19 protein-coding genes are annotated in these 22,408 nt (G+C 73.5%); 12 read left to right on the top strand and 7 right to left on the bottom strand.

The annotated features are described in order from the left end of the window. Nucleotides 1–9 precede the first annotated feature (9 nt). From ABTY56_RS27250 to ABTY56_RS27235, 4 genes are all read left to right on the top strand, one after another. Nucleotides 10–525 (top strand): flavin reductase family protein, encoded by a 516-nt coding sequence (locus tag ABTY56_RS27250; protein ID WP_350631823.1) that lies wholly within the window; start codon nt 10–12, stop codon nt 523–525. Beyond that, entirely contained in the window at nt 522–1,919 is a 1,398-nt protein-coding gene (locus tag ABTY56_RS27245; protein ID WP_350631822.1) for a cation:proton antiporter, read from the top strand. The genes ABTY56_RS27250 and ABTY56_RS27245 overlap by 4 nt, the downstream gene beginning before the upstream one ends. A gap of 391 nt (nt 1,920–2,310) precedes the next feature. Then, nucleotides 2,311–5,334 (top strand): AfsR/SARP family transcriptional regulator, encoded by a 3,024-nt coding sequence (locus ABTY56_RS27240; protein WP_350631821.1) that lies wholly within the window; start codon nt 2,311–2,313, stop codon nt 5,332–5,334. A gap of 127 nt (nt 5,335–5,461) precedes the next feature. Beyond that, nucleotides 5,462–5,647 (top strand): hypothetical protein, encoded by a 186-nt coding sequence (locus ABTY56_RS27235; RefSeq protein WP_350631820.1) that lies wholly within the window; start codon nt 5,462–5,464, stop codon nt 5,645–5,647. A 177-nt stretch (nt 5,648–5,824) separates the two neighbouring features. On the opposite strand, the gene fabG is transcribed toward ABTY56_RS27235, so the two are convergent. The 7 genes from fabG to ABTY56_RS27200 form a co-directional block, all read right to left on the bottom strand. Next, entirely contained in the window at nt 5,825–6,607 is a 783-nt protein-coding gene (gene fabG / locus ABTY56_RS27230; protein WP_350631819.1) for a 3-oxoacyl-ACP reductase FabG, read from the bottom strand. 137 nt (nt 6,608–6,744) lie between these two features. Further along, entirely contained in the window at nt 6,745–7,887 is a 1,143-nt protein-coding gene (locus ABTY56_RS27225) for a beta-ketoacyl synthase N-terminal-like domain-containing protein (protein WP_350631818.1), read from the bottom strand. 28 nt (nt 7,888–7,915) lie between these two features. Next, complete coding sequence (locus ABTY56_RS27220; RefSeq protein ID WP_350631817.1) at nt 7,916–9,154, bottom strand: beta-ketoacyl-[acyl-carrier-protein] synthase family protein; 1,239 nt, start codon at nt 9,152–9,154, stop codon at nt 7,916–7,918. Continuing rightward, entirely contained in the window at nt 9,151–9,420 is a 270-nt protein-coding gene (locus ABTY56_RS27215; protein WP_350631816.1) for an acyl carrier protein, read from the bottom strand. Before ABTY56_RS27215 ends, ABTY56_RS27220 begins: the two co-directional genes overlap by 4 nt. Nucleotides 9,421–9,532: 112 nt before the next feature. Next, complete coding sequence (locus tag ABTY56_RS27210; RefSeq protein ID WP_350631815.1) at nt 9,533–10,564, bottom strand: AfsR/SARP family transcriptional regulator; 1,032 nt, start codon at nt 10,562–10,564, stop codon at nt 9,533–9,535. A gap of 178 nt (nt 10,565–10,742) precedes the next feature. After that, nucleotides 10,743–11,387, bottom strand: coding sequence for a response regulator transcription factor (locus ABTY56_RS27205; protein WP_350631814.1), 645 nt, complete (start codon nt 11,385–11,387; stop codon nt 10,743–10,745). Continuing rightward, nucleotides 11,351–12,688, bottom strand: coding sequence for a sensor histidine kinase (locus ABTY56_RS27200; protein WP_350631813.1), 1,338 nt, complete (start codon nt 12,686–12,688; stop codon nt 11,351–11,353). The genes ABTY56_RS27205 and ABTY56_RS27200 overlap by 37 nt, the downstream gene beginning before the upstream one ends. A gap of 412 nt (nt 12,689–13,100) precedes the next feature. On the opposite strand from ABTY56_RS27200, the gene ABTY56_RS27195 reads away from it, so the two are divergent. The 8 genes from ABTY56_RS27195 (at nt 13,101) to ABTY56_RS27160 (ending at nt 22,351) form a co-directional block, all read left to right on the top strand. Next, the gene (locus ABTY56_RS27195; RefSeq protein WP_350631812.1) at nt 13,101–13,883 is read left to right on the top strand and encodes a thioesterase II family protein; all 783 of its coding nucleotides are present in this window, start codon (nt 13,101–13,103) and stop codon (nt 13,881–13,883) included. Between the two features lie 101 nt (nt 13,884–13,984). After that, nucleotides 13,985–15,229 (top strand): FAD-dependent monooxygenase, encoded by a 1,245-nt coding sequence (locus ABTY56_RS27190; protein WP_350631811.1) that lies wholly within the window; start codon nt 13,985–13,987, stop codon nt 15,227–15,229. A gap of 79 nt (nt 15,230–15,308) precedes the next feature. After that, nucleotides 15,309–15,932, top strand: a complete 624-nt coding sequence (locus ABTY56_RS27185) for an ArsR/SmtB family transcription factor (RefSeq protein WP_350631810.1) — start codon at nt 15,309–15,311, stop codon at nt 15,930–15,932. Nucleotides 15,933–16,069: 137 nt separating this feature from the next. Continuing rightward, entirely contained in the window at nt 16,070–18,217 is a 2,148-nt protein-coding gene (locus tag ABTY56_RS27180) for an MMPL family transporter (protein WP_350631809.1), read from the top strand. A gap of 211 nt (nt 18,218–18,428) precedes the next feature. Beyond that, entirely contained in the window at nt 18,429–19,829 is a 1,401-nt protein-coding gene (locus tag ABTY56_RS27175) for a condensation domain-containing protein (protein WP_350631808.1), read from the top strand. Nucleotides 19,830–20,063: 234 nt separating this feature from the next. Then, nucleotides 20,064–21,077, top strand: coding sequence for a 2,3-diaminopropionate biosynthesis protein SbnA (gene sbnA / locus ABTY56_RS27170; RefSeq protein WP_350631807.1), 1,014 nt, complete (start codon nt 20,064–20,066; stop codon nt 21,075–21,077). Beyond that, entirely contained in the window at nt 21,071–22,075 is a 1,005-nt protein-coding gene (gene sbnB, locus ABTY56_RS27165; RefSeq protein WP_350631806.1) for a 2,3-diaminopropionate biosynthesis protein SbnB, read from the top strand. Before sbnA ends, sbnB begins: the two co-directional genes overlap by 7 nt. A gap of 60 nt (nt 22,076–22,135) precedes the next feature. Next, complete coding sequence (locus tag ABTY56_RS27160) at nt 22,136–22,351, top strand: MbtH family protein (RefSeq protein WP_350631805.1); 216 nt, start codon at nt 22,136–22,138, stop codon at nt 22,349–22,351. Nucleotides 22,352–22,408: the final 57 nt, after the last annotated feature.

The following is a 22,408-nucleotide window of genomic DNA, read 5'->3' as shown; positions in this document are numbered from 1 at the left end:
CGGGGGCTGATGAGCCGATTCCCGACCGGCGTCGCGGTGGTCACCACCACCGACCCGGCCGGCCGTCCCCGCGGGCTCACCTGCTCCTCGCTGAGCAGCGTGACCACCGCTCCGCCCGTCCTGTCCGTCTGCCTGAAGGCGCCCAGCAGCACGCTGGACGCGCTGGTCGCGCGGCAGGCCTTCGCCGTCAACCTCCTGCACACCGGGGGCCGGGCCGCCGCCCGGGTGTTCACGAGCGCCGTGGCCGAGCGCTTCGCGCACGTCGACTGGCGGCCGTCGCCCGTCCTCGGCCTGCCCTGGCTCACCGGGGACGCGCTGGCGCTGGCCGGCTGCCGGGTGCGGCAGCTGGTCGAGGTCGGCGACCACGTCCTGGTCCTCGGCGAGGTCGTCGAGGTGCACCGGGCGGGCGGGGTCCCGCTGTTGTACGGGCTGCGCCGGTTCGCCGACTGGCCCGCCGCCGAGCAGGACGCCGAGCCGGACGCCGAGCCGGCCGGGGTCGGCGCCCGGGGGGTGTCCGCGCCGTGACCACGGTGGGAACACCGGCACCCGAGGGGCCGGTCCGTCGTGGGGCGTCGGCGCGGCGCCCGCGGGAGGGCGCCGTCCGGCAGGCGGTGGTCCGCTGGGTCCCCGGGCTGGTCGTCGTGGTGCCGGCCCTCGTGCTGTGGGGGCCGGGGCTGGTGGACACCGCGCGCCGGGCCGACCAGGTCGACCCGATCGCCCGCTTCCTGCTGGCGGTCGCCGTGGTCGTGCTGCTCAGCCATCTGCTGGGCTCGCTGATGGTCCGGCTGCGTCAGCCCCCGGTGGTCGGCGAGGTCCTCGGCGGGCTGCTGCTCGGTCCGTCCGCGCTGGGCTGGGTCTGGCCGTCCGGGCAGGCCTGGATCTTCTCCGCGGAGGTGCGCGGCGGGCTCGACCTCGCGGCGCAGCTCGGGCTGTCCGTCTTCGTCTTCCTGCTCGGGTGCGAGCTGCGGGAGGTGCGGCTGCGCGGGCCGGTGGTGGCCGCGGTCGGCGGCGGGATGGGCCTGCCGTTCCTGGCCGGCGGCGCGATCGCACTGGCGGCGCCGGACGTGCTGGCCGGCTCGGCCGGGACGTCCTGGGGCTACCCGGCCTTCTTCGGGCTGGCCCTGTCGGTGACCGCGCTGCCGGTCCTGGCCCGGACCCTGGTCGACCTGAAGATGGACCGCACGCCGCTCGGCGGCTACGCGCTGACCACGGCGGCGCTCGGTGACGGGGTGGCCTGGTTGGCGCTCACCGGCATCCTGGCGGCCTCGGGCGGTGGCAGCGGGAGGCTCGGCCCCACGGTGGGGCTGACCCTGGCGCTGGTCGCCGGCACCGTGCTGTGGGTGCGGCCCGCGCTCGCCGCGCTGATCCGGCGCTCGGAGCTGCGGAACTCGCCGGAGCGGCTGCTGCTGCCCGTCCTGCTGACCGGAGCGCTCGGATACGCGGGGCTGACCCAGCTGATCGGGCTGCACCCGGCGGTCGGCGCCTTCCTGTTCGGAACGGTGGTGCCGCACCAGTCGAGCGTGATCGAGCGGATGCAGCAGCACTTCCAGGGCTTCACCCTGGCCGTGCTGTTGCCGGTGTTCTTCGCCGGTGTCGGCCTGAAGGTTTCGATCGGCTCGCTCGGGCGGGACGGCGGGCACTGGCTGGTTCTCGTCGTCGTCGTGCTGGCGGCCTGCGTGAGCAAGCTGGTCGGCGCGGGTGGAGCAGCCCGGCTGGCCGGTTTGGACCGGGCGGACGCGATGCGTTTCGGCGCGTTGATGAACTGTCGCGGGGTGACCGAGATCGTCCTCGCCGGGATCGGTTGGCAGGCACATCTGATCAGTACCGCGGGGCTCACCGTCCTGGTGCTGATGGCGCTGCTCACGACGGCGATGACCGGTCCACTGATCCACGCCGTCCGTTCGGCTCCCGGCGGCTGATCCCGCCGGAGCACTCCGGCTCCGGCCGGTTCCGGCGGATTCCCCCACCGCCGGGACCGGCCGGTTCTCCTTCGGACGGCGCCGGTCCACATGCCGGCGCTATCCGGCGGACCCGTGGGAATTGGGCGCACCGGTCGGTTTGTTTCACCGTTCCGTTCCGCCATTTCGGGCGAATTGACGGGGGGCCGGCCGCGGGCGCGGGCGAGTTCCGGCCGTGAATGATGCCGACGCAAGCCAGGCGTGATTTGTGAATCAATCAAGTATCCTCGGTCGCGCTGCGGCACCTGGCGTGAGACCAACGGGGGTACAGATGGTCGATGCGGCTGAACGGGATATTGGCCTTGATTTCGGCATTCTTGGGCCATTGTCGGTTACATATCAAAGTCGGCCGGTGGCGATAGGTGGGGCGCGTCAGCGCACCATCATGGCGATGCTGGTACTGGCCTGGGGAAAGGAGGTGTCGGTCGACAGCCTCGTCGAGGCGGTCTGGGAAGGGCAGCCGCCCTCGACCGCGAGGACCCAGGTGGCGATCTGCGTCGCCGCACTGCGCAAGGCGTTCCGTGCGGTCGAGTGCCCGCGGGAGGTCATCCTCACCGCGCACCCCGGCTACCGCTTGCAGGCCGCGGGCAACACCCTGGACTCCGTGCACTTCGACCGCCTGCTGAACGAGGCCGCGCAGGCGCGCCGGGAGGGGCGCAACGAGGACGCGGCCGGCCTCTACCGGCTGGCGCTGGACGTCTGGCGCGGCCCGGCACTGGCCGGGGTGACCGGCCGTCGGGTCGAGGGTGCGGCCGTCGCGCTGGAGGAACAGCGGCTGATGGTCTACGAGGAGCTCACCGGGCTGGAGCTCGGGCTCGGCCGGCACCAGGAGCTGATCCCCCAACTGGCCGCCGTGATGCGGGAGAACCCGCTGCGCGAGCAGCTGAGGTACAACCTGATGCTCGCCCAGTACCGGGCCGGGCGGAGGGCCGAGGCGACCGAGACGTTCCGGGACGGGCGCCAGCAGTTCGTCGAGGAGCTCGGCCTGGAACCGGGCCCGGTGATCCAGCGGCTGCACGACGCGATCCTGCGCGACGACCCCGAGCTGATGCTGCTCGGCTCCCCGCAGGAGACGGTCGCCGCGCCCGCGCTGTCGGTCGAGGACTACGTCGTCCCGGAGCTCGAGGCGGCCGACGACTCGCCCCGCCGCGCGCTGGGCGGACTGCCGCCGCCGGTCTCGGCCTTCGTCGGCCGTGAGTCCGAACTCGCCTCCCTGGACCTCCTGTTGGATGACGAATCCAGGGGCGGTGGGCCGGCCCGTGGCTTCGTCACCGGATTCCCCGGGGTCGGCAAGACCGGCCTCGCCCTGTACTGGGCGCACCGGGTGACCGAGCAGTTCCCCGACGGACAGCTCTACGCGGACCTGTTCGGCTACGACGAGCACCGTTCCCCGGCCGAACCCGGGGATGTGCTGAATCGTTTCCTCCGATCCCTCCGGGTGCCCGGGGAACGGATCCCCACCGCCCACGACGACCGGGTGTCGCTGTACCGGGCGATCCTGGCCGAGCGCCGCGTCCTGGTCATCCTGGACAACGCCCACTCCTTCAACCAGATCCGCGACCTGCTGCCCGACGGCGGGCGTTCCTGCGTCGTGGTCACCAGCCGGGAGGACCAGCAGGACCACCTCGCGGTCGGCCACAGCAGGGTCCGGCTGCGGCTCGACCCGCTGCCGGAGCCGGACGCCCTGGCACTGCTCGGCATGATCGCCGGAGCGGACCGGGTCACCGACGACCCGGACGGCGCGCGCCGGCTCGTCCGGCTCTGCGACCGGACACCGCTGGCCCTGCGCATCGCCGCGGCCCGGCTGGCCTCGAAGCCGCACTGGAACGTACGGCACCTGGCCGCCCGGCTCGCGAACGAGTGCTGGCGGCTGGACGAGCTGACCGCCGGGGACCTGGAGGTCCGGGTGAGCTTCGGCCTCAGCTACCGCGACCTGCCGGTGGACGTGGCCCGGATGTACCGGCGGCTCGGACTGCTGGCGATGCCCGACTTCACCGCCTGGGTCGGCGGAGCCCTGCTCGACATGCCGCCGACGCAGGCCGAGAACCTGATCGAGCACCTGGTCGACGCGCAACTGCTGGAGGCGGCGGGCACGGACGCCACCGGCGCGCTGCGCTACCGCTTCCAGACCCTGCTGCGGCTGTACGCGCGCGAGCGCGCCGAGCTGGAGGAGCAGGAGGCCGAGCGGCGGGAGGCGGTGACCCGGGTGCTGCAGACCTGGCTCGCCCTGGCCGAGGAGGCCCACCGGCGCGAGTACGGCGGCGACTTCTCGGTGGTGCACGGCTCCGCGGAACGCCGCCCGCTGGACCGCGCCCACACCGACGAGCTGCTGGAGTCCCCGCTGCGGTGGTTCGAGACGGAGCGCGAGTCACTGGTCGCCTCGGTGCTCCAGGCCTGTGAGCTGTCGCTGGACGAACTGGCCTGGGACCTCACCGCCTCCTCGGTGGTGCTGTTCGAGATCCGCAACCACCACGAGAACTGGCGGCTCACCTGCGAGCGCTCCCTGGAGGCGGCGCGGCGGGCCGGGAACGAGCTCGGCGAGGCCGTGATGTGCCACGAGCTGGCCGCCGTCGAGATGTTCCAGGAGCGCTTCCACGAGGCGCAGACCTGGTGCGAGAACGCGGTGCGGCTGTTCGCGCGGATCGGCCACCGCTACGGTCACGCGCTGGCGCTGCGCAACATGGTGATCATCGACCGGATCCACGGCGACCACCGGCTGGCGATGGAGCGCCTGCAGGAGGCCCGGGAGGTGTTCCGGGAGGTCGGCGACGCCTCCGCGCTCGCCCACACCCTGGGCCAGATGTCGGTGATCGAGCGGGAGCAGGGCGCGCTGGACTCCTCGCTGCGGCTGGCCGTGGAAGCGGTCGGCGTCTTCGACCGGATCGGCCGGACCAGGGGCGCGGCGCAGGCCGTCAACCGGTTGGCCGGCGCGTACCTGGCGCTCGACCGGTTCGACGAGGCCGAGGACAACTTCCGGCGGGTGCTGCAGATCGTCCGGCAGAAGCACGACCGGCGCGGCGAGACGCACGCCCTGCTCGGCCTGGGCGAGGCGCAGCTGCGCTCCGGCCGGCCGTACGAGGCCCTGGCGACGCTGCAGACCGGGCTCGGGGTGGCGCAGCGGATCGACGTCCCGCTGCTCAACGCCCGGCTCGGCCTGGGGCTCGGGGAGGTGCTGCGGCGGCTGGGGCGCTTCGACGAGGCGTTCCGGCGGCTGGTCAGCGCCCGGGACGCCTTCGAGGCCCTGAAGTCGCCGCGGTTGGTCGAGCAGGCCGAGAAGCACCTGGCCGAGCTGATCGGGGCGATGGAGGACCTCCGCGGGGAGGAGGGCCCCCGGGGGGTGGCGGAACCCGACCTGGTGTGCCCCCGCTGGAGGTGACGAGGCTGCCGGACCGGTCGGATATCGCTTGAGAACCGGACAAGAACGTATCGATAAGAGCTTGAAGTGGCGACTGCATAACCTCGTTTCAGAAGCGAGGGAAACCCATTCTTGAGGAGATGCGGCAGTGCGCTACGTCCGACTCGTGAACACGTTCCGGCCGGCCCTGGTTGTGCTCGGCATGGCTGCCACCCTGTCCCTCGGACTGATGGCGTCCGAGGGCGGGCCCGCCGCCGCCCAGGTCCGCGCCGGCGGCCCGATCGTGTCGGCCCCCCTGCCGATCGACGGTCCCGGCAGCGAGGAGTGGAACTGACCGGGTGTACGGGGGACCGCTACAACGCCGTCGGCCGTCACGGGGATCCCGTGACGGCCGACGGCGTTCCGGCGTGTGCGGTGGGGGTCGCGGCCGGTGCGGTGGGGCGGTCGTGCGGTGGGGGTTGCGGGGGTCAAGGGCTCAGCGGGCTCGGAGGGCCGGGCGCGCGCGGCGCGCTCAGAGGGCGATGCCGCCGTCGATCCGGAGGACCTCGCCGGTGAGGTAGGCGGCGCGCGGCGACACCAGGAAGGCGACCAGGTCGGCCACCTCGTGCGCGGTGCCGAAGCGCCCCATCGGGATCCGGCGCAGCAGTTCCCGCTCCCGCTTCGTCGACAGGCCGGCGCTCATGTCGGTCGCGATCAGCCCGGGGGCCACGGCGTTGACCCGGACGCCGTGCGGGCCGACCTCCTTGGCCAGGGCCTTGGTCAGGCCGACCAGGCCGGCCTTGGAGGCGGCGTAGTTGGCCTGGGTGGCGTTCCCGGTGAGCCCGACGACGGAGGAGAGGGTGACGATGGCGCCGCGGCCACGCTTGATCATCGGGAGCAGGGCCGGCCGGCAGACGTTGAACGTGCCGTCCAGGTTGGTGCGCAGCACGGTGTCCCACTCGGCGCCGCTCATCAGGGCGGCCGGACGGTCCCGCAGCACTCCGGCCGAGGCGACCAGGGCGTCCACCGGGCCGAGGCCCGCCGTCACCTCGGCGACGAACTCCTCGGCCGCCGCCCGGTCGGCGACGTCGAGCCGGCGGGTCAGCACCCGGGCGCCGTGGGCGCGGGCCAGGTCGGCGGTCCGCTCCGCGGCGGCGTCGTCGCTGCGGTAGCAGAACGCGATGTCGTGGCCGTCCTGGGCGAGGCGTTCGACCACGGCCCGGCCGATGCCGCGGGAGCCCCCGGTGACCAGGGCGATCGGGCGGGGCGTGGGCTGTTCCGCCGGCGGCGGTACGGGGACGGACGGGGTGGTCATGGTCTCTCCTCGGGGTCGCGCGGTCGGATCGATGGGGATCGGTCGGATCGGTCGGCTCGATGGGACCGGCCGGGCCGGCCGGTGAGGCCGACCCGGCCGGGTCGGACGGGGTGGTGCCGGGCGTCGGCCGGGGCCGGTCAGGCGACGGCGGGGTGCTCCAGCCGGAGCAGGGTGCAGCCGACCGTCCCCGCCGGGCTGACCGAGGTGACCAGGGCCAGCGCTCCGTCCGGCTGCTGCTGCGTGCGGGCCAGCGCGAGGACGGCGGCGAGCTGGAACCCGGCGGAGGCCGCGCCGGTGTCGCCGAGCAGCCGGCGGACGCGGAGCCGGACCGGAGCCGCTGCGGCCGCTGCGGCCGGGCCGAGCGCCCGGTCCAGCCCGGCCTCCTCCTGCGCGCCGAGCGGGCCCGGCGCCTCGCCGGGCGCGACCACCCGGACGTCGGCGGCGGTGGCGCCGGCGGCGGCGAGCACCTCGGTGACGGCGCGCGCCAGGGTGGCCCCCACGCTCCCGGGGCTGTGGAAGGCGAGGAAGCGCGAGCCGAGCACGGTGGCCAGCGGCTGCCTCCCGGCCGCGCGCGCCCCGGCCGCGGTCTCGGTGAGGAACACGGCGCAGCCCTCGCCCAGCGGGCCGGGTGCTCCGCCGCCCCCGGGGCCGCCGCCGTGCCACTCCAGCCGGGCCCGCTGGGCCGAGTACTCCTCGACGGCGCCGCAGAGGAAGACCCGGCCGTGGCCCTGGCGGTGCATCCGGACCGCGTAGTTGAGTGCCAGCAGCGAGGTCAGGGAACCGCCGCTGATGGTGGTGTTCGGGCCCTTCAGGCCGTAGCGGATGGCGCCGGCGCCGGTCGCCCGGTTCTGCACGGTGTTGGGGAAGAGCGCCGGGTCCACGTCGTAGGGCCGCTCGCCGGCCTGGGAGGCCCGGGAGAAGTCCATGATGCTCTGGACGCTGGTGGCACCGATGCCCAGGACCAGTCCGATGTCCTCGGGATCGGCGCCGAGTTCACCGTCGTACTGGTCGAGCAGCAGGCCGACGGTGGCGAGCGCGATGCCGGTGGAGCGGTCCAGGGCGCGGGTGCCCTTGCGGCCGAGCACGCCCGCGACGGTGAAGTCGGGGATCAGGCCGGCCGTGTCGTACGGGCCGCCCCAGTGGTCCCGGTCCAGCGGCGCGGTCGCCGCGTGGCCGGCCGTCAGCCCGTCGGTGAAGGCCTCGGCGCCGAGGCCGAAGGGCGAGGCGGCCGACCAGCCCGACAGCACGATCGGCCGGTCCGGCGGGGAATCGGTGGTCACGTGAGAGCTCCTGATCGTCGGGGTGCCGTCAGGCGGCGGTGGGCGCGGCACCCAGCAGCAGGACGGCGTTGTTGCCGCCGAAGGCCAGTGCGTTGTTCTGCACCACGCGCAGGTCGGCCGGCCGGGCCACGTTCGGCACCACGTCCAGGCCGATCTCCGGGTCGGTCTCGACGTGGTTGATGGTGGGCGGGATGAAGCGCTCGGTGAGGGCGATGGCGCAGGCCGCGGCGGCGATCGCACTCGCGGCGCCCATCGAGTGCCCGATCATCGACTTGATCGAGACGGTGGCGGGCGGCCGTTCGCCGAAGACCCGCCGGATCGCACGGGACTCGGTGATGTCGTTGGCCTTGGTGCCGGTGCCGTGCGCGCTGATGAAGTCGACCTGGTCCGGGGTCACCCCCGCGTTGCGCTGGGCGATCCGGATGCACCGGGCGATGCTGTCCTCGTCCGGGGCGACGGGGTGCTGGGCGTCGCAGGTCAGGCCGTAGCCCAGCACCTCGGCGTAGATCCGGGCGCCGCGGGCGAGCGCGGAGTCCAGCGACTCCATCAGCAGGATGCCGGCGCCCTCGCCGGTGAGGATGCCCTGGCGGTTCACGTCGAACGGCCGGCAGACCTCGGGGGCGATCGTGCCCAGCCGGTAGAAGCCCGCGAAGGTCTTGCGGCAGAGCGCGTCGGCGCCGCCGCACAGGGCCAGGTCGGCGTCCCCGAGCCGGATCGCGTCGTAGCCGTAGCCGACCGCGTAGTTGCCGGCGGCGCACGCGGTCGGGACGGTCGCGGCCTCGACGTCGACCAGGCCGAGCTCGCGGACGATCCCGGCGGAGAGCTGCTCGTTGCCGACGCGGCGCGCCAGCACCGGGTCGACCTGCTCCGGGCCCTCGGCGATCTGCCGGCCGACCAGCGCGTCGAGGTCGCGGGTCTCGCCGTCGGTGGTGCCGACGGCGACCACGGTCCGGGCGGCCAGCAGCCGTTCCCGGTCGAGCCCGGAGTCCTCGAAGGCCATCCGGGCGGCGGCGGCCGAGAACTGCGAGGCCCGGCCGAGGTCCTCGGGGCGGACGGTGCGCAGGTGCTCGGCCGGGTCGAAGTCGGTGATCTCGCCGGCGTTGGCGTACTCGAAGCCCGCGGTGTCGAACGCGGTGATGGGCTTGACGCCGCTCGCCCCGGCCCGCAGGCCGGAGGCGAACGCGTCGACGCCGATCCCGATGGCGGAGACCAGGCCGAGGCCGGTCAGCACCACTCGGCGCCCCCGGGCCGGGTCGACGGTGGTCACCGGGACTCGGCCTCGGCGACGACGGCGTAGACACCGGCCAGGTTGGTCATCCGCTCCAGTTCCTCCTGCGCCAGCTCGATGTGGAGGTCGCGCTCCAGCGTGGCGAGGATGGTCAGGCCGGCCAGTGAGTCGGCCTCGTGCTGCTCGACGAAGTCGTCGGCCTCGCCCAGCTCCGCCGGCTCGACCTCCAGCACGTCGCACACGATCTGCTTGACCAGGGCCTTGCGCTCGGCGTCCAGGATGCCGGTGACTTCGGTGTCGGACATGGTGTCCCTCGATTCTGCGGAAGGAGCGGAAGGGTGTCGGGCGGCTGCCGCGCGGCCGGGCGGTGCTCCGTCCCGGCGGCGTGGACCGCGGGAGGAAGGCTCCCCCCGGTTCCTATGCGGACTCCATATACGGCTCCGCGCGCAGGGCGCAGGCCGCGCACTCCGCGGAGTCGTGCGGCACCAGGAGCGAGGGCTCGCCCACCCAGTAGCGGGGCGTCCCGTCGTGGCCGGGCTCGCGGACCTTCAACAGCCCGGCCCGGACCATGGCGGCCAGCACGTCCTCGCCGCGCACCGGGAGGCTGGAGTGCACCAGTGCGAGCAGGTTCTCCCGGCCCCGGACGTGCTCGGGTCCGGCCGTCCTGGTCGGCCGGACCACGGCCGGTTGCGGCCCGCCGGGCCCGGTGAGGAGTTCCGGGCTGTCGGTCAGGACCGCCTGGTGGACGGCGGTCAGCTCGGGGCCCGGGTCCACGCCGATCTCGTGGGCGAGGATGCGCCGGCCCTGCTGGTAGGCGGCGAGCGCGTCGGCGCGCCGGCCGGAACGGTAGAGCGCCGTCATCAGCTGGGCCCGCAGCCTTTCCCGCAGGGGGAGTTCGGTGACCAGCGAGGTCAGCTCGGGGACAAGCCGCTGGTGCCGGCCGAGCGCCAGGTCGGCTTCGACCCGGCCCTCCAGCGCGGCCGTCCGGGCCTCCTCCAGTCCGGGCACCTCCAGTTGGGCGAGGGCCTCGGTGACGTTGCCGAGCGCCGGCCCCTGCCAGAGGGCGAGTGCGGCTTCAAAGTCCCGTGCGGCGGAGTCGAACCGGGACGCCGCGAGGGCGGACCTGGCCTGCCGGGTGAGCCGCTCGAACTCGACCAGGTCGAACCGGGTGTCGCCGATGTCCAGCTGGTAGCCGGGGCCTTGGCGGGAGAGTCGCACCCGGGGACCGAGCCGCTTGCGCAGCCGTGAGATGTAGGTGTAGATCTGCGCGCTCATGGTGGCCGGTGGATTCCAGTCCCAGAGCAGTGTGCTGAGTCGGGCGTCCGTCACCACCCGGCCGCGGGCCAGCAGCAGGGCGGCCAGCACCGTGCGTTGCTTGGCACCGTCGAGCCCCACCTCCGCCCCGCGGGCGTCCTTCACCGAGACCAGGCCGAGAACACTGAACTCCATCGAGCTACCCCCGTTCTGTCGCCATCGGCGCCCAGGCTAGGAAGCTCGCTTTTTGGATCTGTATCGCTTCAATTTCGCCGCTGCAGGCTGCCCCGGGCCGCTGCCGGACGGGGGGCGGGTGCGCGGCGGGTGCGGAGCGTTCCGCTTCGGTGGCGGCGGGGTGCGGCCGGGGCGGTGGTCAGCCGTTGAGGTAGGCGAGGACGGCCAGCACCCGGCGGTTGTCGTCGTCGTCCTCGGGGAGGTCCAGCCGGGCGAAGATGCTCGCGGTGTGCTTGCTGACGGCCCGTCCGCTGACCACCAGGCGTTGGGCGATCGCCGCGTTGGAGCGTCCCTCGGCCATCAGGGCCAGCACCTCCCGCTCGCGCGGGGTGAGCCGGGCCAGGGCGCCGGACTGCCGCCCACCGGAGAGCAGTTTGGAGATGACGTCCGGGTCCAGCGCGGTGCCGCCGCCGGCGACCCGGTGCAGCGCGTCCATGAACTGGGCGACGTCGAAGACCCGGTCCTTCAGCAGGTACCCGACGCCGCCGCTGTTGTCCGCCAGGAGCTCGCGGGCGTAGAGCTGTTCGACGTACTGGGAGAGGACCAGCACCGGCAGTCCGGGGATCTCCTTGCGGGCCGCGATGGCGGCCCGCAGACCCTCGTCGGTGAAGGTGGGCGGCAGCCGGACGTCGACCACCGCGACGTCCGGCCGCTGGGTGAGCAGGGCCTCCAGGAGGGCCGGCCCGGTGCTGACCGCCGCCACCACCTCCAGGCCGGCGGCCTCCAGGATGGCGACGAACCCCTCCCTCAGGAGGACGAGGTCTTCGGCGATGACAACACGCACGGGATCTCCAGAATCGCCATGGTCGGACCGGACTCGGGGCTGCTCAGAGTGAGGATGCCATCAAAGGCGGCCAGTCGGCGCTCGATTCCGCGCAGTCCGCTGCCCTTGTCCGGGTCCACCCCGCCGTGGCCGTCGTCGCTGACGGAGATCCGCAGCAGGTTGTCGCCGTGCGCGAGGTCGATCCACACCCGGGCGGCACCGGAGTGCCGGGTGGCGTTCGTCAGCAGCTCGGAGACCGCGAAGTAGGCGGCGGACTCGACCGGCAGCGACACCCGGCCGGGCACGTCCGAGACCACCTCGACGATCAGCGGGCTGTCCAGGGCCAGGGCGCGTACCGCCTCCGACAGGCCGCGGTCGCAGAGCACCGGCGGGTGGATGCCGCGGACCAGGTTGCGCAGCTCGCTCAGCGCCTTGGAGGAGGAGTCCTTGACCTCGGCGAGCAGACGGCGGGCCGCCTCCGGGTCACTCGACAGCAGCTGCTCGGCGGCCCCGATCCGCATGCCCATCGCGACCAGCCTGGCCTGGGCGCCGTCGTGCAGGTCGCGCTCGATCCGGCGCAGCTCGGCGGCCTGACTGTCCACCACCTCCGTTCGAGTGGCGGCGAGTTGTTCGACCCGCTGCCCGAGGAGGGCCTCGGCGCTGGGGGCCAGCAGCGCGGCCGTCCAGCGGCCGTGCAGCTGCAGCAGGGCCGGGCCGGTGGTCAGGCCCAGGGCGATGGACGCCAGGCCGATCGGGACGGCGAACAGGGCGCCGATCCCGAAGCTGCCGTGCACGTGGATCACCAGGGCGTACCAGTCCTCGTACCCGGCCGAGGTGAGCGGGTGCCACAGGAGCGGCAGCAGAACGCCCTCGATCCCGTACGCGACCAGCGCGGCGGGCAGCAGCGCCGCGACGCCGCCGACCACCGGGTCGGTGATCGCCCAGGCGAGGTCCCGCCAGGTCGCACGGTCCGTCAGGATCCACCGGACGCGCTCCACCCAGCCCACCGGGCCGGCGCTGAACGCGGGCTTCGGCACGTACGGCCGGGCGATCTCGACGCCCGCCCACCGGCCGTTGAGCCGCCGGGCGAGGTCGGCGATGCGGCGCAGCCCGGCCGTCGCGGCCGGGAGCAGCAGGACGCCCACCCCGAGGACGAGGTAGCCGATCGAGGCCAGTGAGAGGGCGAACAGCACCAGTGCCGGGATCTTCAGTGCGAAGAGCCGCAGCCCGCGCAGTGGTGCCTTGAAGTCGAGCCGCAGCCGTCGGCCGCTCAGGGCGCCCGGGAGCCCTGCCCTCCGGACGGTTGACGTCTGGTCCACCATGATGAACTCTCCCCATTCGGGAGCCCGTTGGCTCCGTGGCCTCAAGTCTGGCCGCGCGGGCGGCCCGGTGCAGTGGGTCTTACCCCCGAGTCCGCCGGTGTAGGTACCTACACCCCGGTGGTTCCGGGAGCGGCACAGCGGATCGCGGAGCGTCCGGCCGGGGCTCCGACGGCGCGGCCCGACGGTGCGGCCGACGGGCGGATCCGGCGGTCCCCGGGACGCCCCCGGAACGCCGCTGGAGTGCCCCGGAGTGCCCGCGGAATATCCCCGGGAATGTGCCGCGCGCGGGCCGGGGCGCGTGGCTCCCGCAGGCATTTTCCAAGGTCCGGCTATATTAATTCGATACGTCGGAATCGTTCGCCTCGGAGAATTCCCGCCGGTTATGCTACGGCCGGATGGAGGAGGACGGGAAATGGCTGATCCGAAGAATTCCGGCGACGCGTCCTGGTTCCGGCACCGCCCGGGGGTCGAGCCCCCGGCGCTGCGCCTGGTGTGCTTCCCGCACGCCGGGGCCGGTTCCGCCGCCTTCGCCGACTGGCGGTCCGGCCTGCCGGCCGGGGTGGCGGTGCTCGCCGCGTGCCACCCCGGGCGGCAGGACCGGCTGGCCGAGCCGCCGGTCGGGTCGATGGACGAGCTGGCCGACCGCTCGGTGGCCGCGCTGCTGCCCTGGCTGGACCGGCCGTACGCGCTGTTCGGCCACAGCATGGGCTCGGCGGTGGCCTACGAGGTGGCCCGTCGACTGGCCGAACTCCCGGTTCGCCAGCCGGAGTTGCTGGTGGCGTCGGGTCGGGTCGCCCCGCACCGGGTGGTCCCCGGGGACTTCCCGGGCGACGGTGACGACGAGATCCTGGCCTCCCTGCGGGAGGTCTCGGGGCACCGGCTGGACGCGTTCGCCGAACCGGCCCTGCGCGAGCTGCTGATGCCCGCCCTGCGCGCCGACTACCGGGTCCTGCGGACCTACCGCCCGGAGCCGGCGGTGCTGGACGTGCCGATCGCCGGGTGCGTCGGCATCAGCGACCCGCGCTGCGACCTGGTCGGCATCCGGACCTGGGCCGAACTGACCTCGGCCGGATTCGAGCACCGGTTGTTCGCCGGGGACCACTTCTATCCGGAAACGCACCGGAGCGACCTGCTGGGATACCTGTCCAGGCGGCTGCCGTGCGGTGGCGGAATTCCGTTGCCGGCCCGGCGGTAGGTGCGGCGCATTGTGGGGCCGGCCGTCCGGTCGGCCTTTTCCTGTCCGTGGACGAAAACGGGCCCGGCGGGCTGCCGGGCGGAGCGAGAGGGGGTCGGCCGATGGCCGAGGAGGACCTGCGGGTCGCGGTGGTCGGGGCCGGTATCGGCGGTCTGGCTGCCGCCATGGCACTGCACCGCAAGGGAATCGGTGTCGAGGTCTTCGAACAGGCGCCCGCACTGCGGGAGGTCGGCGCCGGGTTGCACCTGGCCCCGAACGGCAGCCGGCTGCTGCACCGGTTCGGGCTGGCCGACCGGCTGCGCGGGATCGCGGTGCGCCCGGAGGCGTTGGAGGTGCGGCTGTTCAACGGGGCGAAGGTGCTGACCCGGCAGCCGATGGGCGCCTCCTGGGAGGCCGAGTACGGTGCCCCGCACTACACGGTGCACCGCGCCCACCTGCACGCGCTGTTGGCGGAGCAGGTGCCGGCCGGGGCGATCCGGACCGGTCGGCGGCTGGTCGCGTTCACTGAAGGGCCGGACGGCGTGCGACTGGAGTTCGCCGACGGAACGAGCGCGCGGGCCGATCTGCTGGTCGGTGCGGACGGGGTGCACTCGGTGGTCCGCCGGGCCCTGGGCCACCCGGACGAGCCGGTCTTCTCGGGGACGGCGGCGGTGCGCGGCGTCGTCCCGGCCGAGCTCGTCCCGGATGTCGCCCCGGACACCATGTACGTGTGGGCGGGCGCCGAACTCCGTTTGATGGCGCAGCCGGTGGACGGCGGACGGCAGATCTCCTTCGTTGCCGTGCTGCCGGACACCGGCGGCAGCGCGGAGTCCTGGAGCCGGCCGGGCGACCGCGGGGCACTGCTCGACGCCTTCGCCGGCTGGGACCCGGCCGCGACCGCCCTGCTGGCCGCGGCGACGGAGACGTGGCACTGGACGCTGTACGACCGGGAGCCGCTGCCCGCCTGGAGCACGCCGCGCAGCACGCTGCTCGGCGACGCCGCGCACCCGATGCTGCCGCACCACGGCCAGGGCGCCAGTCAGGCGATCGAGGACGCCGTCGCGCTGGCCGCCGTGCTGGCGGACCGGGCGCCCGGCCCGGAGGGGCCGGCGGAGGCGCTGCGGCGGTACGAGCGGCTGCGGCTCGACCACACCTCGCGGGTGCGCGCCGGCTCGCTGGCGGGCGGGTCGCAGCGGCTGGCGCCGCCCGGCAGCGGCCCTGGCGGCCCCGGCGGTGCCGGCGGTGCCGGAGGTCCCGGCGGCGCCGGCGGTCCCGGCGGTGCGATGTCCGCGCTGGTGGCGGACGTGTCCTGGGTGCAGAAGTACGACGTGGCAGCCGAGTTGGCGGCAGTGCCGACCGGACGGTGAGTCAACTCCCTTGGGAGGAAGCAAAATCTCCTTGCAAAGAAGACTTGCAAGGAGATTTTGCAACCCCTACAGTGGTGGCATGGTCGATCGCGATGCGAAGCCGGTCACACGTGAGGTCACCGACATCGAGGCGCTACGCCTGTTGGCGCACCCGCTGCGGAATCGGATCGTGCAGCAGCTCAGGTCAGGGCCCGCCACCTCAACCACGCTGGCCAAGGCCCTGGGTGAGAGCAGCGGCCTGACCAGCTACCACCTCCGGCAGATGGCTCAGCACGGTTTCATCGAAGAGGTCCCGGAACTCTCCAAGGGCCGGGAACGCTGGTGGCGCACGGCGCCGGTGGATCTGCGGATCCCCCGCCGGGTCGACCAGAGCCCGGAGATGCGTGCCGTCATCGACGAGATGACCAGGCTCGACCTGGCCTTCGACCTGGAGCACTTCGCCAGGCTCCAGCTGGAGGCCGGATCGGAGGACGGACCCTGGGGAGAAGGACTGCCCATCTCCCGGGGGCAGATCAAGGTCACCTACGACGAACTCCTGGAGTTCTTCGAGGAGTACATCAAACTGCTCTACCGCTACAAGCGCCCCGAGTCGGAAACCCCGCCGGGCGCCCGTGCGGTGCTCACCCGCTTCTTCGCCTTCCCGGCGCAGCCCGCATCCGGCGGGATACCGGGTGAGCCCGGACCGGACCGTCCGAACAACTGATCCCCGTGCGTTCCCGGAGAGGGAGCACCGGGCCGTCCAGCGGCAACTGGGCGACCCGGCAACGGAAGTCGCAGCACCACGCCGAATCGACGTGGCTTCATCGAATTGCACGCCTCCACAGATGAGGAGAACATCCCATGTCGGGATCCAGCAAGTCCGGCGGCGGATTCCTCGGGTTACCGGGGAGCCGGGTAGGCAAATGGCTGGTGCTGGTCGCCTGGATCATCGCCACCGTCGTTTCGGTACCGCTGGGCGCCAAGCTCTCCGGTGTCGAGAAGAACAGCGTCACCGTCGAACTCGCCCGCGGGGCCGAGTCCACCGACGCGGCCGACGCGGCCGACAACTTCCCGGACGCCAAGATCTCCAACGGCATCGTGGTCTACGTCCGTGACTCCGGTGTCACCGAGGCCGACAAGGCCAAGGCGGAGGCCGACCGCAAGGCCTTCGGGGACTGGGCGGTCGGACCGGTGCAGGCCGTCTCCACCTCCTCCGACGGCAAGGCGCTCAGCGTCGTCGTCCCGCTCGACAGCAACACCACCAAGCTGCCCGTGGACGCGGAGAAGGTCCGCGACCGGGCCACCGGCGACCTGCCGGACGGGCTGACCGCCAAGCTCACCGGCCCGGCCGGGTCCTCGCTGGACGCCGCGGACGCGGCCAAGTCGACCGGACACGTGCTGACCCTGGTCACCATCGTGGTCGTGGCCGGCCTGCTGCTCTACACCTACCGCAGCCCGTCGCTCTGGCTGCTCCCGCTGCTGACCGTCGGCTTCGCCTTCGCGCTGTCCCGCGGCCTCACCTACGTGATGGCCGAGGTCACCGGCGTGACGGTGGACTCCGGCAACGGCATCGTGGTCACCGCGCTGCTGTTCGGCGTCGGAACCGACTACGCGATGCTGCTGCTCGCCCGGTACCGCGAGGAACTGTACGAGCACGAGGACCGGCACGTCGCGATGAAGATCGCACTGCGCCGTTCCGTCCCGGCGATCGCCGCCTCCGCGGCGACCGTCGCCATCGCCCTGCTCTGCCTGCTCGCCGCCGACATGGGCTTCAACTACACCTTCGGACCGGCCGGCACGCTCGCCGTGATCTGCGGCTTCATCGCGATGACCACGCTGCTGCCGGCGCTGCTGGTGATCCTCGGCCGCTGGATCTTCTGGCCGGCGATCCCGCGCCCCGGGGCACCGCTGACCGGACGGCGCGCCAAGGCCGCCAGCAAGGGCACGGTCTGGGACCGGATCGGCACCCGGATCAGCCGTCGGCCCCGGACGGTCTGGCTGACCTCCGCGTTGCTGCTCGGCGTGGTGGCGTTCGGTTCGGTCGGCATCAAGACCGGTCTGGACGACGCCCACGTGGTCACCGGCAAGCCGGGCTCGGTGGCCGGTCAGGAACTGCTGGCCGCGCACTTCCCGGCCGGCCGGACCAAGCCCGTCATCGTCATCTCCGACACCGGGGCGGCCACCGCGGTCGCCACCGCGGTCAAGGGCGTCGACGGCGTGGCCGAGGTCAGCGCACCGAAGGCGTCCAACGACGGCTCCCGGACCATGGTCCGGGCCGTGCTCAAGGACGCGGCCGACAGCCCGGCCGCCGTCGCCGCCGTGGAGCGGATCCGCACCGCGGCCCACGCGGTGCCCGGTTCCAACGCCCTGATCGGTGGCCCCACCGCCATCGAGCAGGACAAGGAGATCGCGCAGGCCCACGACCGCAAACTGGTCATCCCGCTGGTGCTGGTCGTGGTCTTCCTGATCCTGATCGTGCTGCTGCGGGCGCTGGTCGCCCCGGTGCTGCTGATGCTCACCGTGGTGCTGTCCTACTTCGCCGCGCTCGGCATCAGCTGGCAGCTGTTCGACAAGGTGTTCCACTTCCCGGCCGTGGACATCCAGGTCATGCTGATGGCCTTCCTGTTCCTGGTCGCCCTCGGGGTGGACTACAACATCTTCCTGCTGCACCGGATCCGGGAGGAGGTCGGCGCGCTCGGGCACGCCGACGGCATCCGTCGCGGCCTGTCCGCCACCGGCGGGGTGATCACCAGTGCCGGCGCCGTCCTGGTGGCCACCTTCGGTGCGCTCACCGCCTCCCCGCAGACGGCGTTCATCGAGATCGGCACCATGGTGGCGCTCGGCGTCCTGATCGACACCTTCCTGGTCCGCTCGGTGCTCGTCCCGGCCCTGGCGATCGACACCGGCCGGAAGTTCTGGTGGCCGGGCCGGCTGTCCCGGCTGACCGGTGGCCCGGGGCCGGTCGCCCAGGACCCCGCCCCGCTCAGCCTGGTGGACTCCGCCGGCTGAGCACCCCGTGAACTCCGTGGTTGCGGCCTCTCCGGAGAGGCCGCAACCACGGTTCGGCGTTTCCGGGGCCGGGCGGGCGGCGCCGGCCGGTGGCAGGGAGGCCGATATGGGCGCGCTATAGCCGGGTGCCGGACGGTGGTCCGAATCCCACCGGGTGGCCCGCCCGGACCCCGGAGCGTGGGCCCGGTGACCGGCCCCTGGGAGCCCGTCCATGTCGCCCGACCCGCACGCCCGGCCGTTGTCGGCCGACCCGCACGCCCGGCCGTTGTCGGCCGACCCGCAGTACCGGCCGTTGTCGGCCGGCCAGCAGATGATCTGGACCGCGCACCGCGTGGCCCCCCAGAGCAGCGCCTACGTCATCGCCGTCGCGCTGCGGATCCGCGGCGAGCTGCGCACCGACGCGCTCGCCACCGCCGTCGACGCCCTGGTGGCCCGGCACGAACTGCTCGGCTCGGTCGTCGTCGAGGACGCCGGCCGGCCCCGGTTCGCACCCGCCCCCGACACCGGCCGGGTCCTGCGGGTCGAGGACCTGCCCGACGAGGGCGAGGAGGCCTTCCTCGCCGCCGTCCGCGACCGCTGCCGGGAGGGGTTCGCACCGGCCGAGGAGCCGATGGTCCGGGTGACGGTGCTGCGCCGGCCCGGGCAGGAGGCCGCGCTGGTCCTCACCGCGCACCACATGATCAGCGACTACGCCTCCCAGCACGTGATGCTGCGCGAGCTCCTGGAGGACCACCACGCACTCCTCGCCACCGGCGGACTCCCGCCGAGGCCGGCCGCGTTCCCCTACCGGACGTACGTCGCCGAGGAACGCGGGCTGCCGGGCACTCCCGCCGCCGAGCGGGCCGAGGCGCACTGGCGGTCGGTGTGCGAGGGATCCGAACCGATCGGGCTGGCGCTGGACCGCCCGCGCCCCGCGGTGCCCGGCTACCGCGGCGGAACGGTCGAACTCGACCTCACCGAGGACGAGTTCGCCGAGGTCAGGGAGCGGGCGGCGCTGGCGGGCACGATCCCGTTCGGCTACCTGCTCGGGCTCTTCCAGGCCGCCCTGTACCGCTACACCGGCCGACGGGACTTCCTGATCGGCGTCCCGGTGTCGCAGCGGCGCCGACGCGCCGACGCCGTCGGCTACTTCGCCAGCACCGTGCCGCTGCGGGCCGGCTTCGCCCCCGGCACCACCGTGCGCGACGCGGTGCAGTCGGTCGGGCGCCAGCTCGGCGAGGCCCGGACGCACGCCCGCCACCCCGTGACCCCGCCGCTGCGGGTCGCCCTCACCATGATCACCACGGACCGGCAGCTGCCCGTGCTCGACCACGTGCCGGCCGGCACGCCGTACGGGCCGGAGCGCGAGTACCTCGGGCTGCGGATCAGCCGGATCGGGATCAGCCAGCAGGAGGGCCAACTCGACCTGGTGGTAAGGCTGGAGGAGAGCGGAGGCGCGCTCAAGGCGGTGTTCGCCTATGACGGGGACCTCCTCGACCGGGCCACCGTGCAGCGGATCGCCGACTACTTCGGACGGCTGCTCGACCGGGCCGCCGCGGACACCCGGATCGACGACATCCGGCTCGCCGACCGCACCGACCTGGCCGACCTGCTCGCCCTCGGCCAGGGCTGAGCGCCCCGCAGGACGCCCCCGCAGGACGCCCCCGCAGAACACCGCCGCGGGCCCCGCGGATGCCTATAGGTCGGGTATAGCGCGGCGACGGAGGCTGTGGGAGTGCGGACGGTGGCGGCGGGACAACCGCCCCCCGGTCGCCGTGCGGCGCCGCCCCCGTGAGCAGACGCCGGGGGCGGACACCGGGGCCCGGAACCACGCCCGGACCTCGTACGAACCCACGAAGGGGACACCGTGGCCGAATCTGGGCCCAGAGGGATTCTCTCCACGATCGGGAACACTCCGCTGGTACAGCTGGACCGCCTGCTCCCGGGGTTTCGCGGCAGGGTCCACGCCAAGCTGGAGCGCTTCAACCCGGGTGGCAGCATCAAGGACCGCTCCGCGTACAGCATGGTGCGGGCCAAACTGGCCTCCGGTGAACTGCAGCCGGGGCGTTCGGTGGTCGTCGAATCGAGTTCGGGCAACCTGGCGATCGGGCTGGCGCAGGTCTGCCGCTACTACGGCCTGCGCTTCATCTGCGTCGTGGACGCCAAGACGACGGAGCAGAACCTCGCGATCCTGCGCGCCCTGCAGGCCGAGGTCGAGGTGGTCACCGAGGCCGACCCGGCCACCGGGGAGTACCTGCCGATGCGGCTGCGCCGGGTCCGCGAGCTGGTCGCCGCCCTGCCCGACGCGTTCTCGCCCAACCAGTACGCCAACCCACTCAACCCGTCCGCCCACTACGAGACCATGCGGGAGATCGCCGAGGCGCTCCACGGCCGGGTGGACTACGTGTTCTGCCCGACCAGCACCACCGGCACCCTGCTCGGCTGCCGCGCCTACATCGCCGACCAGGGGCTGGACACCAGGCTGGTCGCGGTGGACGCCGTCGGCAGCGTGCTGTACGGCCGCGGCGACGGCCGGCGGCGGCTCATCCCGGGCCACGGCGCCTCGGTGCGCCCGCCGCTGCTCGACCCGACCGCACCCGACCACGTCGTCCACGTGAGCGACCTCGACTGCGTGGTCGGCTGCCGACGGCTCGGCCAGCGCGAGGCGATCCTCGGCGGCGGCTCCTCCGGAGCGACCGTCGCCGCCCTGGACAAGCTGGCTCCGGCCCTGCCGGACGACGCGGTCTGCGTCCTGGTCTTCCCGGACGGCGGCGACCGCTATCTGGACACCATCTACTCCGACAGCTGGGTGCACGAGCACTTCGGCGAAGTGACCCACCTGTGGAAGGAATCCCGGGAAGGGGTGCCACAACCTTGCTGATCCTTCGACACGACGACGTCCGGCGGATCCTGGACGGCCGGACGGCCGAGCTGATCGACCTGGTCGCCGAGGCCTACCGGGCGCACCACGAGGGCCGTTCCTCGTTGCCGCACTCGGTCTTCCTCCGCTTCCCGGAGCAGCCAGCCGACCGGATCATCGGACTGCCCGGCTACCTGGGCGGGGAACGGCCCGTCGCCGGGATGAAGTGGATCGCCTCGTTCCCCGGGAACCTCGCGGCCGGGCTGGCCCGGGCCAGCGCCGTCATGGTGCTGAACTCGCCGGCCACCGGCCACCCCGAGGCGCTCGTCGAGGCCTCGCTGATCTCCGCCCGGCGCACCGCGGCCAGTGCCGCGCTCGCCGCGGGCCTGCTGCTGCCCGACGGCGGCGCCGGCACCACCGGCGTCACCCTGGTCGGCACCGGGGTGATCAACGGCGAGGTCCTGGCCGCCCTGCGCGTCCGGCTGCCGGACCTCGCCGAGGTGACCGTCCACGACCACGACCCGGAGCGCGCCGAGCGGTTCGCCCGGGTCACCGCCGACGAGACCGGCCTCAAGGTCCACCGGGAGGACAGCCTGCCGGCCGCACTCGCCGCACACGGCCTGGTCTCCTTCGCCACCACGGCCGGCGAACCGTACGTCGACCCGGCCGACGTGCCGGCCGGCTCCACCGTGCTGCACGTCTCGCTGCGCGACCTGCACCCGGAGACCGTCCTGGGCAGCCGCAACGTCGTCGACGACGCGGACCACGTCTGCCGGGAGCGCACCTCGCTGCACCTCACCGAACAGCGCGTCGGGAACCGGGAGTTCATCGAGGCCGAGATCGGCGCCCTGCTCGGCCCGGACGCCGCCCCGTTCGTCCGGGACCGCGCGCAGACCGTGGTGTTCTCGCCGTTCGGCCTGGGCGTGCTCGACCTCGCGCTCGCCGACTTCGTCCGGCGCGAGGCCCGCCGCCAGGGCCTCGGCCTGACCGTGGACGGCTTCCTGCCGCAGCACGACTGACCTACCGACAGCAGTCCGACACCGGCGGCCGACGGGCCGCCGCGACGAGAGGAGGCCACGATGGCCGACGAAGCGAACGACCGGGTCTACCTCGTGGTGCACAACGACGAGGAGCAGTACTCGATCTGGTGGGCCGAGCGCGAGGTGCCGGCCGGCTGGTACCGCGAGGGCACCGAGGGCACCCGGGCCGAGTGCCTGGCCCGGATCGAGGAGGTCTGGACGGACATGCGGCCGCTGAGCCTGCGCCGCCGGATGGAGCAGGCCGGCGCCGCCTGACCGCAACCGGCCCGTCCCCCGGGCCCCGGGCCGCCCCGCCGGCCTGGGGCCCCTGCC

Source organism: Kitasatospora sp. NPDC097691 (assembly GCF_040302665.1).
GTDB lineage: Bacteria > Actinomycetota > Actinomycetes > Streptomycetales > Streptomycetaceae > Kitasatospora.
The sequence above is the reverse complement of the archived record's forward strand: the minus strand, read 5'-3'. Positions and strand labels throughout refer to the sequence as shown.

Coding starts and splice junctions, on each gene's coding strand:
- ABTY56_RS27190 (WP_350631811.1), top strand. CDS start 13,985: ATGGCCGAGGAGGACCTGCGGGTCGCGGTGGTCGGGGCCGGTATCGGC.
- ABTY56_RS27160 (WP_350631805.1), top strand. CDS start 22,136: ATGGCCGACGAAGCGAACGACCGGGTCTACCTCGTGGTGCACAACGAC.
- ABTY56_RS27215 (WP_350631816.1), bottom strand. CDS start 9,420: ATGTCCGACACCGAAGTCACCGGCATCCTGGACGCCGAGCGCAAGGCC.
- ABTY56_RS27185 (WP_350631810.1), top strand. CDS start 15,309: ATGGTCGATCGCGATGCGAAGCCGGTCACACGTGAGGTCACCGACATC.
- ABTY56_RS27175 (WP_350631808.1), top strand. CDS start 18,429: ATGTCGCCCGACCCGCACGCCCGGCCGTTGTCGGCCGACCCGCACGCC.
- fabG (WP_350631819.1), bottom strand. CDS start 6,607: ATGACCACCCCGTCCGTCCCCGTACCGCCGCCGGCGGAACAGCCCACG.
- ABTY56_RS27195 (WP_350631812.1), top strand. CDS start 13,101: ATGGCTGATCCGAAGAATTCCGGCGACGCGTCCTGGTTCCGGCACCGC.
- ABTY56_RS27250 (WP_350631823.1), top strand. CDS start 10: ATGAGCCGATTCCCGACCGGCGTCGCGGTGGTCACCACCACCGACCCG.
- ABTY56_RS27200 (WP_350631813.1), bottom strand. CDS start 12,688: ATGGTGGACCAGACGTCAACCGTCCGGAGGGCAGGGCTCCCGGGCGCC.
- ABTY56_RS27210 (WP_350631815.1), bottom strand. CDS start 10,564: ATGGAGTTCAGTGTTCTCGGCCTGGTCTCGGTGAAGGACGCCCGCGGG.
- ABTY56_RS27180 (WP_350631809.1), top strand. CDS start 16,070: ATGTCGGGATCCAGCAAGTCCGGCGGCGGATTCCTCGGGTTACCGGGG.